Annotated in this window: 14 protein-coding genes; 10 read left to right on the top strand and 4 right to left on the bottom strand. The window is 69.2% G+C overall.

Annotated elements, in window-relative coordinates:
- The first annotated feature begins 60 nt into the window (after positions 1-60).
- Complete coding sequence (locus ACFQRD_RS05310) at positions 61-1,338, top strand: hypothetical protein (RefSeq protein WP_377016637.1); 1,278 nt, start codon at positions 61-63, stop codon at positions 1,336-1,338.
- Positions 1,339-1,370: 32 nt separating this feature from the next.
- On the opposite strand, the gene recQ is transcribed toward ACFQRD_RS05310, so the two are convergent.
- The gene (recQ, locus tag ACFQRD_RS05305; protein ID WP_377016639.1) at positions 1,371-3,299 is read right to left on the bottom strand and encodes a DNA helicase RecQ; all 1,929 of its coding nucleotides are present in this window, start codon (positions 3,297-3,299) and stop codon (positions 1,371-1,373) included.
- Between the two features lie 55 nt (positions 3,300-3,354).
- Positions 3,355-3,750 (bottom strand): hypothetical protein, encoded by a 396-nt coding sequence (locus ACFQRD_RS05300; protein ID WP_377016641.1) that lies wholly within the window; start codon positions 3,748-3,750, stop codon positions 3,355-3,357.
- Between the two features lie 6 nt (positions 3,751-3,756).
- Here ACFQRD_RS05300 and ACFQRD_RS05295 point away from each other — a divergent pair, with 6 nt between their 5' ends.
- On the top strand, positions 3,757-4,473 hold the full coding sequence (locus ACFQRD_RS05295; RefSeq protein ID WP_377016643.1) for a DUF998 domain-containing protein: 717 nt from the start codon (positions 3,757-3,759) through the stop codon (positions 4,471-4,473).
- An 81-nt stretch (positions 4,474-4,554) separates the two neighbouring features.
- Here the strand turns inward: ACFQRD_RS05295 and ACFQRD_RS05290 are convergent, their stop codons facing one another.
- Positions 4,555-4,941 (bottom strand): hypothetical protein, encoded by a 387-nt coding sequence (locus tag ACFQRD_RS05290; protein WP_377016645.1) that lies wholly within the window; start codon positions 4,939-4,941, stop codon positions 4,555-4,557.
- Between the two features lie 119 nt (positions 4,942-5,060).
- A complete protein-coding gene (locus tag ACFQRD_RS05285; RefSeq protein WP_377016647.1) occupies positions 5,061-5,570 on the bottom strand; it encodes a dipeptidase in 510 nt (169 codons plus the stop codon).
- Positions 5,571-6,049: 479 nt separating this feature from the next.
- Between ACFQRD_RS05285 and ACFQRD_RS05280 the strand changes: the two genes are divergently transcribed.
- From ACFQRD_RS05280 to ACFQRD_RS05245, 8 genes are all read left to right on the top strand, one after another.
- Complete coding sequence (locus tag ACFQRD_RS05280) at positions 6,050-6,808, top strand: Ltp family lipoprotein (RefSeq protein WP_377016649.1); 759 nt, start codon at positions 6,050-6,052, stop codon at positions 6,806-6,808.
- A 724-nt stretch (positions 6,809-7,532) separates the two neighbouring features.
- Entirely contained in the window at positions 7,533-8,948 is a 1,416-nt protein-coding gene (gene purB, locus ACFQRD_RS05275) for an adenylosuccinate lyase (protein WP_377016651.1), read from the top strand.
- Positions 8,945-9,538: a GNAT family N-acetyltransferase gene (locus tag ACFQRD_RS05270; protein WP_377016653.1), complete on the top strand. Its 594-nt coding sequence runs from the start codon at positions 8,945-8,947 to the stop codon at positions 9,536-9,538. The genes purB and ACFQRD_RS05270 overlap by 4 nt, the downstream gene beginning before the upstream one ends.
- Positions 9,535-10,317: a transporter substrate-binding domain-containing protein gene (locus tag ACFQRD_RS05265; protein WP_377016655.1), complete on the top strand. Its 783-nt coding sequence runs from the start codon at positions 9,535-9,537 to the stop codon at positions 10,315-10,317. The genes ACFQRD_RS05270 and ACFQRD_RS05265 overlap by 4 nt, the downstream gene beginning before the upstream one ends.
- A gap of 3 nt (positions 10,318-10,320) precedes the next feature.
- Positions 10,321-10,992 carry an amino acid ABC transporter permease gene (locus ACFQRD_RS05260; RefSeq protein ID WP_377016657.1) on the top strand — a complete coding sequence of 224 codons (672 nt, stop codon included), beginning with the start codon at positions 10,321-10,323 and terminating at the stop codon, positions 10,990-10,992.
- A gap of 7 nt (positions 10,993-10,999) precedes the next feature.
- Positions 11,000-11,848, top strand: a complete 849-nt coding sequence (locus ACFQRD_RS05255; RefSeq protein WP_377803550.1) for an amino acid ABC transporter ATP-binding protein — start codon at positions 11,000-11,002, stop codon at positions 11,846-11,848.
- Complete coding sequence (locus ACFQRD_RS05250) at positions 11,845-13,527, top strand: MmgE/PrpD family protein (protein WP_377016661.1); 1,683 nt, start codon at positions 11,845-11,847, stop codon at positions 13,525-13,527. The genes ACFQRD_RS05255 and ACFQRD_RS05250 overlap by 4 nt, the downstream gene beginning before the upstream one ends.
- Positions 13,502-14,860 (top strand): M20/M25/M40 family metallo-hydrolase, encoded by a 1,359-nt coding sequence (locus ACFQRD_RS05245; protein ID WP_377016663.1) that lies wholly within the window; start codon positions 13,502-13,504, stop codon positions 14,858-14,860. Before ACFQRD_RS05250 ends, ACFQRD_RS05245 begins: the two co-directional genes overlap by 26 nt.
- Positions 14,861-14,947: the final 87 nt, after the last annotated feature.

Genomic DNA, 14,947 nt, shown 5'->3' with positions numbered 1-14,947 from the left:
GGATGGCGGCCCGGCGGGCGGAGAACCCGGTTCCTCGACGCTCGGAGGAGCACCATGGCGATGAGCCAGGCGAGCGCCATGGCGCTCTTGAGCATCCCGCCGGTGCGGGGACTCGTCTCGGTGGTGGCACTCCTGTTCACTGTCACGTTGCCGTTCCAGCCGGACCTGGGGATCGCCAGCCGGATCGGGTTGGCGCTGGTCCTCCTCCTGCTCAGCGCGGTGCCCTGGGCTGTCACTCTCAGAGGGTTCCTTCAGGACGTGCAGGAGCCGCGGCGTGTCGGTGGTGCCGTCATGATCGCCCAGCGGCCTCGTCGGCTCGCGATCGTGGTGTCCTGGATCGCCCTGGCGGTGCTGGTCGTCGCCATCGTGGTCCTCGGCGTTCTGGTCGGCGTCGGCACTGAAGGTCCCTCCGCGGGCCTCATGGCGGCCGGATCCGTGCTCGCCGCCGTCTTCGGACTCGCGGTGTCCTCGCTGCTGCCCCGGCTCAGCCGGTGGTACGCCGACGGAGCCGGGATCGTGGCCGTGTCCCCTGAGGGCCTGGCCGTCGTCCCGGACCACGGCGGGGATGCCACCACATTTCCCTGGGATCGTGTCGGGCTGGTGCTGGGAGAGTCGCGGGCCGTCTCATCGCTGCCGCCCGATGTCGGCGCCGGGCTCGGGAAGCGCGTCCGCTGGCGGCCCGGGGCGCACACGGCGGTACGGCGCTGGACGCAGGAGGGTTTCGCTCCCACCGCCGCGGAGGTCCGTGGTCTCGGGTTGGATCCCGAGTGGTCTCAAGATCCGGAATCCGGGGTGGCGCCCCGCGCTGGGCAGTGGGTTCACATCGCGCTCATGAGTTGGGCAACCGCGGTCTGCGGGCTACTGGGCGGGGCGATGATCGTGGCGGTCCTCCTGGGAAACGCGCCGTGGTGGGTCCTGGTTCTCCTCGCCTGGGCGCCCGTACTGGGCTTCGTGATCCTCGTCCCGAGACTGTGGCGCCTGCTGCGCACCGTCGGGCGCCGAAGCGCCCGCGTGACGAGCGAGGGCTGGATCGATGTTCTGCACGGCCAGGGACTGGTGCCGTGGAAGCACATCGAGAGAATCGAGGTGGGCGGGCGCCACACCCTGGTGGTCGCTCGGATCGACGCACCGAAGTTCCGCGACAGGGACCTGGGGAATCGTCTGAACCATCGCGTGACCCGGGCCATGGAGAACTGGCCCATCAGGATCCCGAGCGCCGGGCCGCTGTTTCGTGAGACCGATCCACGATATCTCCCGTACCCGCCGGAGACGCGTGCCTTCACCCTGGTCGACGACGCCGAGCGAGTCGGGGGAGTGAACGTCCGCCGGCGGCCGTGAGCGGCGACGGGGCGGGACTGAGAGCGACCCGGTCAGGACGATGTCGTCGCGAGCACCTCGAGCACGCTGTCGCCGTACTCGGCGAGCTTCTTCGCGCCGACCCCGCTGACCCCGCCGAGGGCGGCCACCGAACCGGGGCGGGCTTCGATGATCCCCACCAGCGTGGCGTCGGAGAAGACCATGTACGGGGCGATCTGCTTCTCTTTGGCCACGGAGGTGCGCCACGTGCGCAGCGCCTCGAAGACCTCGCGCTGAGCGGGCTCGAGACCGTCGGCCGCTCGAGACGTCGCCCCGCCGCCCCCGGAGGAACCGCGGGAGGAGCTGCGCGAGCGCGATGGCTTCGTGGGCGTGCGGTCCACCGCGAGTTCGACGGTGACCTCGCTGCGCAGGACAGCCGGTGATTCAGGCCCCGGCACGAGCACGCCGTAGTCGCCGACGGCCTCGACGATGCGGCGGGCGAGCAGTTGGCGCAGCACCGTGCGCCACTCCTTCTCACTGAGTTCCGTGCCGATGCCCCAGACGCTGAGCTCATCGTGTCGGGACTGGCGGGAGCGCTCGTTCTCGCGGCCCAGCAGCACGTCGATCACCTGCCCGGAGCCGAACTTCTGATCGCGCTCGCGGTCGAGGCGGATGATTGCCGAGAGCAGCTTCTGGGCGGCGACGGTGGCGTCCCAGGTCTGCGGCGGGCTCAGGCAGGTGTCGCAGTTCCCGCACGGTTCGGAGTCCTGCCCGAAGTAGCGCAGCAGCTGCACGCGGCGGCAGGAGACGGTCTCGCACAGGGCGAGCATCGCGTCGAGGTGGGCGCGGGCGTTGCGCTTGAACTGCTCGTCGCCGTCCCCGGAGTCGATGAACCTGCGGAGGTTGACCAGGTCGCCCAGGCCGTAGGCCATCCATGCCGTCGACGGCAGCCCGTCACGGCCGGCCCTGCCCGTCTCCTGGTAGTAGCCCTCGATGGACTTGGGCAGATCCAGGTGGGCGACGAACCGGACGTCCGGCTTGTCGATGCCCATGCCGAAGGCGATCGTCGCCACGACGATCAGCCCCTCGGCCCGCAGGAACCGTTCCTGGTGATCCTGGCGCACCGCCGCGTCGAGCCCCGCGTGGTACGGCAGCGCCGGGATCCCGCGATCGGAGAGCCACTGGGCGGTGGCTTCGACGCTCTTGCGCGAGAGGCAGTAGACGATGCCCGACTCGCCCTCGTGCTCGGTCGTGATCAGGCGCAGCAGCTGCTCGCGCGGGGAGGCCTTGGGATCGATGCGGTACTGGATGTTGGGGCGGTCGAAGCTGGAGACGAAGTGGCGGGCGCCCTCCATCCGCAGCCGGTCGGTGATCTCTGCGTGGGTGGCCTCGGTGGCGGTGGCCGTCAGCGCGATCCGGGGCACGCCGGGGAATGCATCGGCCAGCACGGCCAGTCCCAGGTAGTCCGGCCGGAAATCGTGGCCCCACTGGGAGACGCAATGGGCTTCGTCGATCGCGATCAGGGAGAGCTCGGCGCGGCGCAGCAGATCGAGGGTGCGGGGGAGGACGAGACGCTCGGGCGCCATGTAGAGCAGATCGAGCTCGCCGGCCAGAAGCTGCTGTTCGACGGCCTGTGCCTCGTGCGGCTCGAGCGTGGAATTGAGGAAGGCGGCCCGGATCCCGACGGCTTCGAGCGCGGCGACCTGATCGGCCATCAGCGCGATGAGCGGGGAGACGACGATACCGGTGCCCTCGCGCAGCATGGCCGGGATCTGGTAGCACAGCGACTTGCCGCCGCCGGTGGGCATGAGCACGACCGCGTCGCCGCCGGAGGCGACGTGCTCGATGATGGCTGCCTGCTCGCCGCGGAAGGAGTCGTAGCCGAAGACGGTCGAGAGGATGCGCAGCGCCGGGTCGGTGGGGGAGCCGTTCGCCGGGGCGGAGTCGACGGCGACATGCCCGTCGGAAGTCAGGATCGGGTCGGCGGGGTGGGGCTCGTCCATGCTCACCACTGTATGGGGCACGGGCCGGCGTGGCGGACCGCGGTGGACCGGGCCATCATCCATCGTCCTCGTCGCTGGTGTCGTGTTCGCTGTCGTCCTCATCCTCCTCCTCGAAGTCCTCGTCATACGGTCCCCACCACTGGTGCTGACACGATGAGCACGTGCGGTCGGGGCCGATCATCGTGCAGCCGCCGAAGACCATCCACGCCGGTGCGGCCTCCACGTACAGCACGTCCGGCAGCCCTCGGACATGGTGGACGATCTCTCCCGAACCGCAGCTCGGGCACGTTCCACGCTCGGGGAACTCAAGCGGTCGGCCGACGCTGTCGCTCGGCTCGGGTGGAAGGATCATGGGAGCAGTCTGGCGCGAGGGTGTGACAACCGACTCGCCCACGCTCGACCCGACATCGTCCGTTCGGACGAAGACGTCGCGACGCTGCCATCGCACCATGGCGACATGGAGTCACCCGCCCGGTCCACACCGGTTCTGTCCGCATCGGCCCGTGCCGGGATCGTCCTGTGGGCAGTGCAGGTGCTGTACGTCCCGATCGAGCTGGCCGCCGCGGCGTGGAGCACCGCGCCCTACAGCCTGGCGCACAACACGATCAGCGATCTGGGCGCGGTCACCTGCACGTCGATTCCCTACCACTCGCAGCACGTCCCGGTCTGCTCCCCGGCTCACGTGGCCGTCAACGGTGCCTTCATCCTGTTCGGAGCGGCGATGGCGGTGGGCGCCGTGCTGCTGCGCCCGCAGCTGCCGACGGGAGCGATGATGACGGCGGCGGTGGCACTGTGGGTGATGACGGGCCTGTCGTCGATCGGTACCGGATTGACGCCGCTGGATCAGCTGCTGACTCTGCACGTGATCGTCTCGCTCCCGGGCATCGTGCTCAGCGGCGTCGCCATGGCGCTGACCGGGGCCGTGCTGGCACGATCGTGGGATCCACGATGGTGGCGGCTCGTCGCGATCGGAGCGCTCAGCCTCGTGTCGGGTGTTGTCCTGCTGGTCAGGCTCGAGGTGCAGTGGGGCGGTCTGATCGAGCGCTTCGCACTGTGGCCGTCCTTCGCCGCATGCACGGTCGTGGCGCTGGCCGCGCTGCGCCGAGCTGGCGAGCGTGGGCGACCGGGACCGCGACAACGCGGCGCGGCGCGGAGGCGTGACATCGCGTCATGAGACCCCGGGCGTCCGTGCTGGGCAACTGCCTCGTCCTGCAGCGGACACTGCGCTCGATGGCCGGGCCCTGATCGGTGGGTCTCAGCCGCAGGTGTCGCAGACCCCGGTGTAGGGCATGGCGTAGAAGCAGGACGGGCAGATGGTCAGGACCTCTTCCCCCTTGGCGGGCGTCTTCTCGCGGGGCTGCGCGGTGGAGAGGTCGAACCCTTCGACCTGCTGATCCGGGCGGTCCGTCGGGGCGAGGCCCTTGCGGAACTGGACATACCCGGGATGGATGTACATCAGGGAGCGCCCGTTCTCGTCCTGCGCGGTGATGCTGCCGTTGGACTGGGTGCGGTAGAACGTCCGCGCCCCGATGCGATCGAAGTTCTCCCCGATCAGGCGGATGTCGGCGAGGGACCAGTTCGAGTTCCACGCGAGCGCCTCGTCACGGGTCATCCGGCGGCGGGTGGCAGAGAGAGTGTTCATCACCTAAGTAGAGCACGGCGTGTAAAGGCCGCCCGGCGAACCCGACGTGCTCTCTTGACGTATCAGTGTCGGTGTGCCGACTCATCGACGCTGGTCAGCGCGGAGGCTCGGCCGCGTGATCAGCGAGGCGAGTAGATCGCGCTCTCGGCCCCCGTCACGGCGGCCCAGTACCGGTCTCCGAACGACCAGTGCCACCACTCAGGTCGGTAGTTCACGAGGCCGGCACGGGTGAGGGCTGTTCCCAGCGTGTCGCGCCACCATCGCGCCTTCGCCGTGATGTTCCCGGAATCTGTGAAGCAGGCGCCGTCGCTCGCCTCGACATGAACCGTCTGAGCGGACCAGTGGGGATGTTGCCCGGCGAGATCCTGGCAGCGTTCGTCGAAATATCGATGCTGCAGCGTGACGGGACGGTGGCCTTCGACCACCAGGATCCGGATCCCGTCCGGCAGGGCGCGCTGGGCGACCACGAGCCGATCGAGCACGCCGCGTCTGAGCGTGGCCCAGGCCCCTTCCGGATCCTCCTTGCGCCGGTCCAGCAGCAGGTCCGGAGCGGTCCGGATGTCGACCAGGTCGTCACCGCACTCGGTGACGGGTATATCGAGGAGCGTCGGATCCGAAAGCAGCAGCACACGGGCATCGTAGAACTCCCGGAACCCCGCACAGGTGCGGCGATAGGGACAAGGACTGGTCGGGGCGTATCGGTGAATTCTCGGCACGACCACTCCGCGGCCACGCCCGATTCGAGGCGTCGGCTGTCTGACCCCATTCGTACCTTTTCTCCTGAAGGCCCCAACCGGTAGGTGTTCCCCTCCGACATCGCGTCGGACGCCGATGCTCGTCGCAGATCCTGACCCTCGTCGAGCTCACGTATCCGCAGCAGGCCTCTTTTCTCAGCAGTAGCCCTGGCACGCCCGTGCCCAGGGTCCTCACCATGTACACAGAATGGAGTGCAGCTGTGAACAGCAATGCGCCCACGCCCGACGATCCGTCGGCCTCGAATCTGCCGCCCGCCCCGAATGTCGGCGCCGGTGCTCCCGGACCGCACCGCGATGACTCGGCTGCCGTCCCACCCAATGCCCCTGCGCCGTCGCGGAAGAAGAGAAGAGGATTGTTCGCTGCCGGCTGCGGGTGCATCGCTCTGTTCGTGGTGCTCGTCGGCGGCTGCTCCGCCATCGCCCTCTCAGGAAGTGGAGATCCTCAGCCGAGCGAAACGGAGACTGCGGTCGCCGAACCCGCCGACGTCGAGAACGTCGAGGAGCCTGCGGAGGCCGAGGCACCGGTCGACGACGCCCCGGCCGATGAGGACCCTGCGGAGGAGGCGGCAGCTGAGGGGGACGACGCGCCCACTGAGGAAGCCCCCGCCGAGGAGAAGGCGCCGGCCGAGGAGGAGGCGCCAGCTGAGGATGATGTCCCGGCGGAATACACCTCTGCGCTGAACAGCGCCCAGAGCTACTCCGATCTGCTGCACATGTCCAAGCAGGGGCTGTTCGACCAGCTCACCTCGGAGTACGCCGACCAGTTCTCCGATGAGGCGGCGCAGTACGCCGTGGACAACGTGGAGGCGGACTGGAACGCGAATGCGCTGGCCTCGGCCGAGAGCTACTCGGAGACCATGCACATGTCCAAGCAGGGAATCTACGACCAGCTCACCTCGGAGCACGGCGAGCAGTTCCTCCCCGAGGAGGCGCAGTACGCCATCGACACCATCGAGGCGGACTGGAACGAGAATGCGCTGGAGAGCGCCCGCTCGTATCGGGACACCATGGACATGTCGCCCGAAGCCATCCGCGACCAGTTGACGTCGGAGTACGGAGGCCAGTTCACGCAGGAACAGGCCGACTACGCGATCGAGCACCTGGACGACTGATCGCTTGCGCTCCCTGCCCGGCCGTCGAGGCGGGCAGGGAGCGGCGCTCCGTGTCGCCCTTCGGCGCGCGCCGTGCGCGACGCCGGGAAAGCTCTCGCGCCCCCACCGACCACCGCGAGAGTCATCACTGATCGCCCGGCACGCCGTACGACGGGGCCGACGTCGGATCGACCGCACGTGTGAGGTAGTCCTGCTTCTGCGGTAGCCACAGCTGGAGCAGAGGCGTCAGGTCGGCGAGCGGGTCACCGCTGTCGTCGACCCGCAGGTCCGTGGTTCGCCACGCGACGTCTTCGACGACGGCGAGCCTCCGCAGCCGTCACGAAGTACGTCAGCTGGGTCAGGGAGAGGTCGCGTCTGTGCGCGGGTATCCGGTCGCCTCCTGGTCGAACGGGGATGCTCCAGCATGAGGCGTCGCCCGCGGCCGGGTCGGCGGGACGCGCGACAGGACCGATCCGGCAGGGCGCGGCGGTGGTCGGAGTGGCCTTCCGCACGCCCACCGTTACCTGGGGCTCACATTCGGCTCACAATGCGACGCAAAGCGTCACATTAGCCCCTGCATCACGTAGCGTTATGGACGACCGACCCGATGCATCGGGCCACTCCATGCGCCTGCAGGCCTCCGCGAGACCTGTCGCCCCCGACGCCTTCGCCAGGGCACGGAGCGCAGCCCGGGCATCCGGGTGCCCCCATGCATCCACCGACCCACCTTCACGGAAGGACCCCCGTGGCTTCCCACGTCGTCGACATGCTGACCATCGGCAACAGCTTCAGCACCCCAGAGATGCGGGAGATCTGGAGCGAGGAGAATCGCCTGCGCTGTCAGCTGGACGTCGAGGCGGCCCTCGCCGCGGCCGAGGGTGCACTGGGTGTGATCCCGCGCGAGGCGGCCGACGCGATCGAGCGCGCGGCCCACGGCGACTTCGATCTCTCGGCAATCGCTGCCGAGGGTGCCAAGGCGATGCACTCGCTCAACGCCACGGTCACCGCTCTCCAGCACGCCTCGGGTGAGTACGGGGAATGGGTCCACTACGGCGTGACGACGCAGGACATCGTCGACACCGGCACCATCCTGCAGATCAAGGCCGCGATCGTCCCGCTGCGGCGGGACCTGACCGCTGTCGCCGTCGCACTGCGCGACCTCACTGCGGCGCACCGGGACACCCCGATGGCCGCGCGGACGCACTACGTGCAGGCATTGCCCACGACATTCGGATTCAAGACCGCCATCTGGCTGGACGAGGCCCTGCGCCACCTCGAAAGGTTCGACGGCGTCACCCCGGATGTGCTGACCGGCAACGTCTCAGGGGCCGTGGGCACCTACGCGTCCTTCCAGGGGCGCGGTCGCGAGATCGAGCGGGAGACGCTGCAGCGCCTGGAGCTGGCCACGCCGCGGATCGCCTGGCAGGCCGCCCGGGACCGCATCGCGGAGTACGCCACCGTGCTCGGACTGATCTCCACCACGCTCGGCAAGATCGCCACCGAGCTGTCCACCCTCATGCACAGCGAGATCGGCGAGGTCGAGGAGCCCTTCACTGCCGGCAAGATCGGGTCGACCACCATGCCGCACAAGCGCAATCCCGCACTGCTGGAGGGTGCCGCGGCGCTGACCGCGCCCATCAAGCACGCCATGGCGCTGGTCCTGGACGGCTCTGCGACCGTCCACGAGCGCGATGCGATCAGCTGGAGGGCGGAATGGATCGCCCTTCCCGAGATCCATCTCTACCTCTCGGCGCAGCTGAAGACGCTCGGCGGAATCCTGTCCGGGCTCGTCGTGCACGAGGACGCCATGGCGCGCAACCTTGAGCTGCAGGGCGGACTGATCCTCAGCGAGAAGGCCATGTTCGAGATCGGTCGCGAGCTGGGCAAGCAGACTGCCCACCAGATCGTGTACGACGCGTCGATGGCCGCGGTCGAGACCGGCCGGCACCTCGCCGACGTCCTCGCCGAGGACGAGCGTGTCGCCTCCCGCTTCGAGCCGACGATGATCCGTTCCTGGCTGGAGGCGGGCGCCTATCTCGGGGAGACCGGTGCGGCCATCGATGATGTCCTCGCCGCGGCCGACGCCGCCGGGCTGCCCGCCGGTGAGTCCACGAGGCCCGGCCCGGCCGGATCGGCACCGTCCGACGGATCCGCCTCGTGACCGGCTCCGAGACGGGACAGAGCGCGACCAGCCGGCCGGGGTTGGCTCGGCTCGAACAGATCCAGCCCGAGCGCGCCGATGAGTACCGTGATCTGCTGCAGGCCGCCTATTCAGCGAACGTCGAGCTCGGAGTGCATTTCGGTGCCTCGCAGGCCTCTCGAGACGATGTGCTGACGCATCTGCGCCAGAACATCGCCTACGGCACGTGCGACGAGAACGGCGCCCTCATCGCGACCGTCTCCCTGCGCATGCCGTGGGGACCGAACCCGGGGTATCTGGGGCTGCCGCACATCGGCTGGCTCGCCACCCGCCCGAGCCACGCCGGGCAGGGCCTGGCGCGTTCGCTCCTCAGCCAGCTGGAGCAGCAGGTTCTGATCGGTCAGCTCCATGCCCCGGCGGTCTCGCTGGGCACCGCCCAGGATCATCCCTGGCTGGGCGCGTACTACCGCCGGCTCGGCTTCGAGCCTGTCGGCAGCCGGGACCTCGGCCTCGGCCACATCACCGACTTCTACATCCGCCCCCTCGACGACGTCGCCTACGCCGGCTGGCAGGCACGTCACACCGAGCTCTTGAAAGGACTCTCCTCATGAAGCGACGCACCTTCACCCTCTCTGCGCTGGCCCTCCCGGCGCTGCTGGCGGCGTGCAGCGGTGGTGACTCCGGCGCCATCCGCGCCGGGTCCACCGGCCAGTCCTTCCCCAACAGCTACCAGCAGGACGGCACGCTCGTCGGATTCGACGTCGAGGCGATCGAGACCATCGCGGAGAACCTGGGCCGCAGCGTGGACTGGACCAATGCCGACTTCTCCGGCCTGATGGGACAGCTGGAGGCCCGCAAACTCGACACGATCGCCAACAACGTTGCCGTGACCGAGGAGCGCGCCGCGCAGTACGACTTCACCGATCCGTACGCCTACATGGGCGCCACGATCGTCACCACCGGCGACAACGACGAGCTCAACGAGCTCGAAGACATCGCCGGGCACACGATCGCCGGCGTGCTGGGATCGAACAACACCACTCATCTGGAGAACTGGATCTCCGAACACGGCGTGGACGTCGAGATCCGCACCTATGAGACACGCGATGGCGCCATGCAGGATCTGCTCTCCGGCCGCGTGGACGGGTACATCAACTCCACCGGCATCTTTCTCGCCGAGATGGCCGAGAACGGCACGGACCTGAAGTTCGTCGGAGACCCGATTGCCTGGGAGTCGGTGGCTTTCCCCTTCGAGAAGGGTTCCGAGCTGGTCGCTCAGTTCAACGAGCAGATCGCCGCGCTGCATGAGGACGGCACCCTGGTCGAGCTGTCCCAGAAGTACTACGGCGATGACGTGACCACGGAGCCAGAGGGTTACGAAGGGAGCTGATCGATGGATCTCGATCCGGCATACATGCTGGAGGTACTGCCCCAGCTGCTGAAGTTCCTGCCGATCACACTGTTGATCGCCGTCGCCTCGATGGTGTTCGCCATCCTGATCGGTCTGCTCGTCGCGCTGATCCGTTTCCTGCAGATCCCCGTGCTGGATCAGCTGGCCCAGCTGTACGTCTCTCTGTTCCGTGGGATCCCCACTCTGGTTCAGCTGTTCCTCATCTACTACGGGCTGCCGCAGCTGATCCCCTCGCTGTCGACCATGGACGCGCTGACCGCCGCGATCGTCGGGTTCTCCCTCAAGGAGTCCTCGTATCTCGCGGAGATCTTCCGCGCCGCCCTGACCAGCGTCGACAGCGGACAACTGGAAGCCGGTCTGGCGACGGGGATGACCGCGCCGCAGGTCTACCGGCGCTACATCATCCCTCAGGCCGCCTACAACGCCCTGCCGGCTACCGGCAACATCTTCATCTCCCTGCTCAAGGAGACCTCGGTGGCCTTCACTCTGGGCCTTACCGAGTTGTTCGCCGAGGCCAAGATCGTCGCCTCCGCATCCTTCCGGTTCTTCGAGACCTTCCTGGTTGTGGGGCTGGTGTACTGGCTCCTGGTGATCGCCTACTCCTGGCTGCAGGGCCGACTCGAGAAGCGCCTCAGCCGCGCCTACGTGAGGTGAACCCCGCATGATCGACGTCAAAGACCTCAGCAAGACTTTTCACGGCAGGTCCGGAGAGAACACCGTCCTGGACGGCGTGGATCTCCAGGTCGGGACCGGCGAGGTGGTCGCGATCATCGGGCCCTCCGGCTCGGGGAAGTCCACCCTGCTGCGCTGCCTGAACCTGCTGGATGCCCCCGACACGGGGACCATCGGCATCGACGACGTCAGCGTCGTCGCGCCCCGCATCACGGGCCCTCAGAAGCGAGCGCTGCGCTCGAAGACAGCCATGGTGTTCCAGAGCTACAACCTCTTCCGCAATCGCACGGCGCTGCAGAATGTCATGGACCCGATGACCGCCGGCGGGACCTCGAAGGCGGACGCCGCCTCGCGGGCGCGCGAGCTCCTCGAGCGCGTGGGCATCGCCGAGACGACCATGCAGCAGTTCCCGGTGACGCTGTCCGGCGGGCAGCAGCAGCGTGTCTCGATCGCCCGTGCCCTGGGTGCGCAGCCCTCGGCGATCCTGCTGGACGAACCCACCAGCGCCTTGGACCCCGAACTGGTCGGGGAGGTGCTCGCCGTGATCCAGGACCTCGCAGAGCAGAACATCACCCTGGTCATCGTCACCCACGAGATGGCCTTCGCCGCCGACGTCGCCGATCGCGTGGTCTTCATCGATGGAGGCCGCATCGTCGAGGAGGGACCGGCTCGCGAGGTCATCTCGACCCCGCGCGAGGAGCGCACACAGCGGTTCCTGCGTGAGACCAGCGGTCCACGGCCGCCCGCGCCGGCGGCCGGACAGAGCGCCGAGGAGCCGGGGGAGGAGGCCCCGGGCCTGGGCCGCTCTCCACTGGATACGAGGGGTCCGCTGGGGTGAGCGTGAACGCTCCGGAGAGCGCCGACGAGTCCGTCCGGGACGCTCTCGCCCGGGCCGTGCACGAGGCCGACCCGTTCTCGGACCCCTCCTGCGCAGACTGGCTGCGGGACGCGGCCGGCACGGCGGTGGCCGATGTCATCGCCGCATCCTTCGCCGTCGACGCCGACCCGTCCGCCCGTGCAGATCGCGACGGGCTCCTGGACTGGGCCCTGGCCGAAGGCACCCCGGCAGACCCGCGGGCTGTGATCGGCAGCGGGCACGCCTTGTCACCATCGCGCGCAGCCCTGGTCGGCGGATTCCAGGCTCACCTGCTCGATCTCGACGACACCCATGAACTGGTTCGGGGCCACCCCTCCGCGGTGCTCGTGCCCGCCCTCCTCGCCCTGGCCGGCCCGGACGACCCGATCGACCGGCTGCTGGCCGCCTACACCGTCGGGCTGGAGGTGATGGCCCGACTCGGCGAGTCTCTCGGGCCGATGCACTACCAGGCGGGATGGCATCCCACCGGAACCGCCGGTGCGGTCGCGGCGGCGGCCGCCGGAGCGCACCTGCGCTCCCTGCCCGTCTCCCAGGTCGCCACAGCACTTTCCGTCGCCGCCTCGAGGGCCGGGGGTGTGCGTGCGCAGTTCGGCACCTCGGGTAAGCCGCTGCACGCCGGTCTCGCATCCCAGAGCGGCGTCGACGCCGTCGGCTGGGCCCAGGCGGGCCTCCGCACGGCCGAGGACGCCGTGCTCGGCCCCGCCGGGCTGCTCGCCGCTCACGGCGTCCCCGAGGAGGGACGGCGTGCGGTGGTGGCCGGTCTCGGGACGCCACGGATGGCCCGGGACGCCGTGGGCAGCGGCTCCGGTGCTCGGATCGACGGTTCCACCGGCCCGGCCCCCGGCACCGCCTGGGCGCTGCTGGACCCCGGTCTCTGGTTCAAGCGCTACCCCTTCTGCTCAGCAGCGATGGCCGCGTCCGATGCCGCCTTCGCCCTCGCGGCCGGGCTCGAGGGATCCGCCTCTGAGCGCGCACGAGAGATCGCCTCGGTGACCGTGCGGATGCGCCCGGGCGCTGATGCGGCACTGATCCATACGGCTCCGCGGACCGCAGAGGAAGCCCGCTTCAGCGTCGAGGCCGTCGTCGCCCTGATCCTCCTGGGTCACAAGCCTTCCCTCGAGCATCTCGCCGGAGGCAGCCTGGACCCGCTGGTCGCAGAGGTCGGCGCCCGGATCCGCCGGGAACACGTTCCCGCGCCCGCCGGAGCCCCTGGGCTCCGGAGCCAGGCGGGCCCCGCCGCGCCCGAGGATCCTCCCGTGTCAGGTGGTCCCGCCGGGTCGAGCAGCCCTGCCCGGGCTGGCGCCGGCCGTCGAGACTTCTGGACGGAGGTCGTGCTGCGCACCACCGATGGCCGCACCCTGACGGCGCATGCCGATCGGCCACTCGGGGCACCGGAGAACCCGCTGCCCGCGCCCGCCCTGCGCGACAAGCTGGTCGCAGCCACCGGTGATGCCGCCCGGGCTGACCGGATCCGCTCACTGCTCGGGGTCGACCACCGCGCAGGCGCGGACGTCGCCGTCCCCGGGACGCCCCCGGGCACGGACCGCCCCACTATCGTGCAGCTGGCCCCGCTGCTGCAGGACCCACCGCAGTACCCCGACGGAAGGAACCCCGGTGACCATCACCGCCGCCACCGATGAGCAGCTCGCCCTCGTTCAGGACGAGGCCGTGCGCATCACGCGCGATCTGATCCGCATCGACACCAGCAACTACGGCGGCCACGATCCGGCCACGTGGGGACCGGGGGAGCGCACGGCCGCTGACTACGTCGTCGCCCAGCTCGAAGAGGTCGGCCTGGCACCGGAGATCATCGAATCCCGGCCCGGCCGCGCGAACGTCGTCGTGCGGGTCCCGGGATCGGATCGCGAGCGCGGCGGTCTGGTCATCCACGGTCACCTCGATGTGGTGCCGGCTCACGCCGAGGACTGGTCAGTGGATCCTTTTGCCGCCGAGATCGTCGACGACGTCCTCTACGGCCGCGGCGCGGTGGACATGAAGGACATGGACGGCATGATCCTCGCCGTCGTCCGTCACCTCGCCCGAACCGGCCAGAAGCCGCCGCGCGACCTGGTGATCATCATGTTCGCCGACGAAGAGGCGGGCGGGACCTACGGATCGCGCTGGATGATCGCCAATCGCCCCGACGTGTTCGAGGGATGCACGGAGGCGATCAGCGAGGTGGGCGGTTACTCGATCACCCTTCCGGACCGGGCGACTGGGCAGGATGTGCGCGCCTACCTGCTCCAGACCGCGGAGAAGGGGTACGCGTGGATGCGGCTGCGAGCCACCGGCCGCGCCGGCCACGGCTCCGTACCCAACGACGAGAACGCGATCGTGCGTCTCTCGCGGGCCGTCGCGGCGATCGACGACCACGTCTTCCCGCGCGAGTACGTGGCGAGCGTCCGCACGCTGTTCGACCGGGTCACCTCGATCACCGGCACCCCATGGGACGAACAGGACGTCGAGTCCTTCCTGCCGCTGCTGGGTGGGGCCCGCCAGTTCGTCACCGGCACCCTCGCCGACAGCGCGAACGTGACCACCTTCCACGCCGGGTACAAGGGCAATGTCATCCCGCAGACGGCCGAGGCGGAGTTGGACTGCCGCTTCCTGCCCGGGCACCAGGACGACCTGTTGGCGCTGATCGACGAGCTCTCCGGCGAGCATGTCGAGGTGATCGTCGACAAGATCGGCATCTCGCTGGACGCGCCGCACGAGACGCCCTTCGTCGATGCGATGCACCGCTCCATCCTCGCCGAGGATCCGGGCGCCGAACTCGTGCCCTACTGCCTCAGCGCCGGCACCGACAACAAGCAGCTCGCGCAGATCGGCATCGACGGGTACGGCTTCGCTCCGCTGCAGCTGCCCGCCGACCTCGACTTCGCTCCGCTGTTCCACGGCATCGACGAGCGTGTCCCGGTCGACGCGATCCGGTTCGGTGCCCGCGTCCTGCTTCGGCTCGTCGCGGACTGCTGAATCCTGCACCACTGCGGACCGTGAGGGAGGCTCCCCGGCAAGGGAACGCTCCCGTCCGAGATCACGTGACGTCGAACGGGAGCGTCT

This window comes from Brachybacterium sp. GCM10030268, assembly GCF_042666305.1.
Taxonomy (GTDB): Bacteria; Actinomycetota; Actinomycetes; order Actinomycetales; family Dermabacteraceae; genus Brachybacterium.
This window is presented reverse-complemented; position numbering and strand designations above follow the sequence as displayed.

Coding starts and splice junctions, on each gene's coding strand:
- ACFQRD_RS05300 (WP_377016641.1), bottom strand. CDS start 3,750: ATGGTGCGATGGCAGCGTCGCGACGTCTTCGTCCGAACGGACGATGTC.
- ACFQRD_RS05260 (WP_377016657.1), top strand. CDS start 10,321: ATGGATCTCGATCCGGCATACATGCTGGAGGTACTGCCCCAGCTGCTG.
- ACFQRD_RS05290 (WP_377016645.1), bottom strand. CDS start 4,941: ATGAACACTCTCTCTGCCACCCGCCGCCGGATGACCCGTGACGAGGCG.
- ACFQRD_RS05295 (WP_377016643.1), top strand. CDS start 3,757: ATGGAGTCACCCGCCCGGTCCACACCGGTTCTGTCCGCATCGGCCCGT.
- ACFQRD_RS05255 (WP_377803550.1), top strand. CDS start 11,000: ATGATCGACGTCAAAGACCTCAGCAAGACTTTTCACGGCAGGTCCGGA.
- ACFQRD_RS05310 (WP_377016637.1), top strand. CDS start 61: ATGAGCCAGGCGAGCGCCATGGCGCTCTTGAGCATCCCGCCGGTGCGG.
- recQ (WP_377016639.1), bottom strand. CDS start 3,299: ATGGACGAGCCCCACCCCGCCGACCCGATCCTGACTTCCGACGGGCAT.
- ACFQRD_RS05265 (WP_377016655.1), top strand. CDS start 9,535: ATGAAGCGACGCACCTTCACCCTCTCTGCGCTGGCCCTCCCGGCGCTG.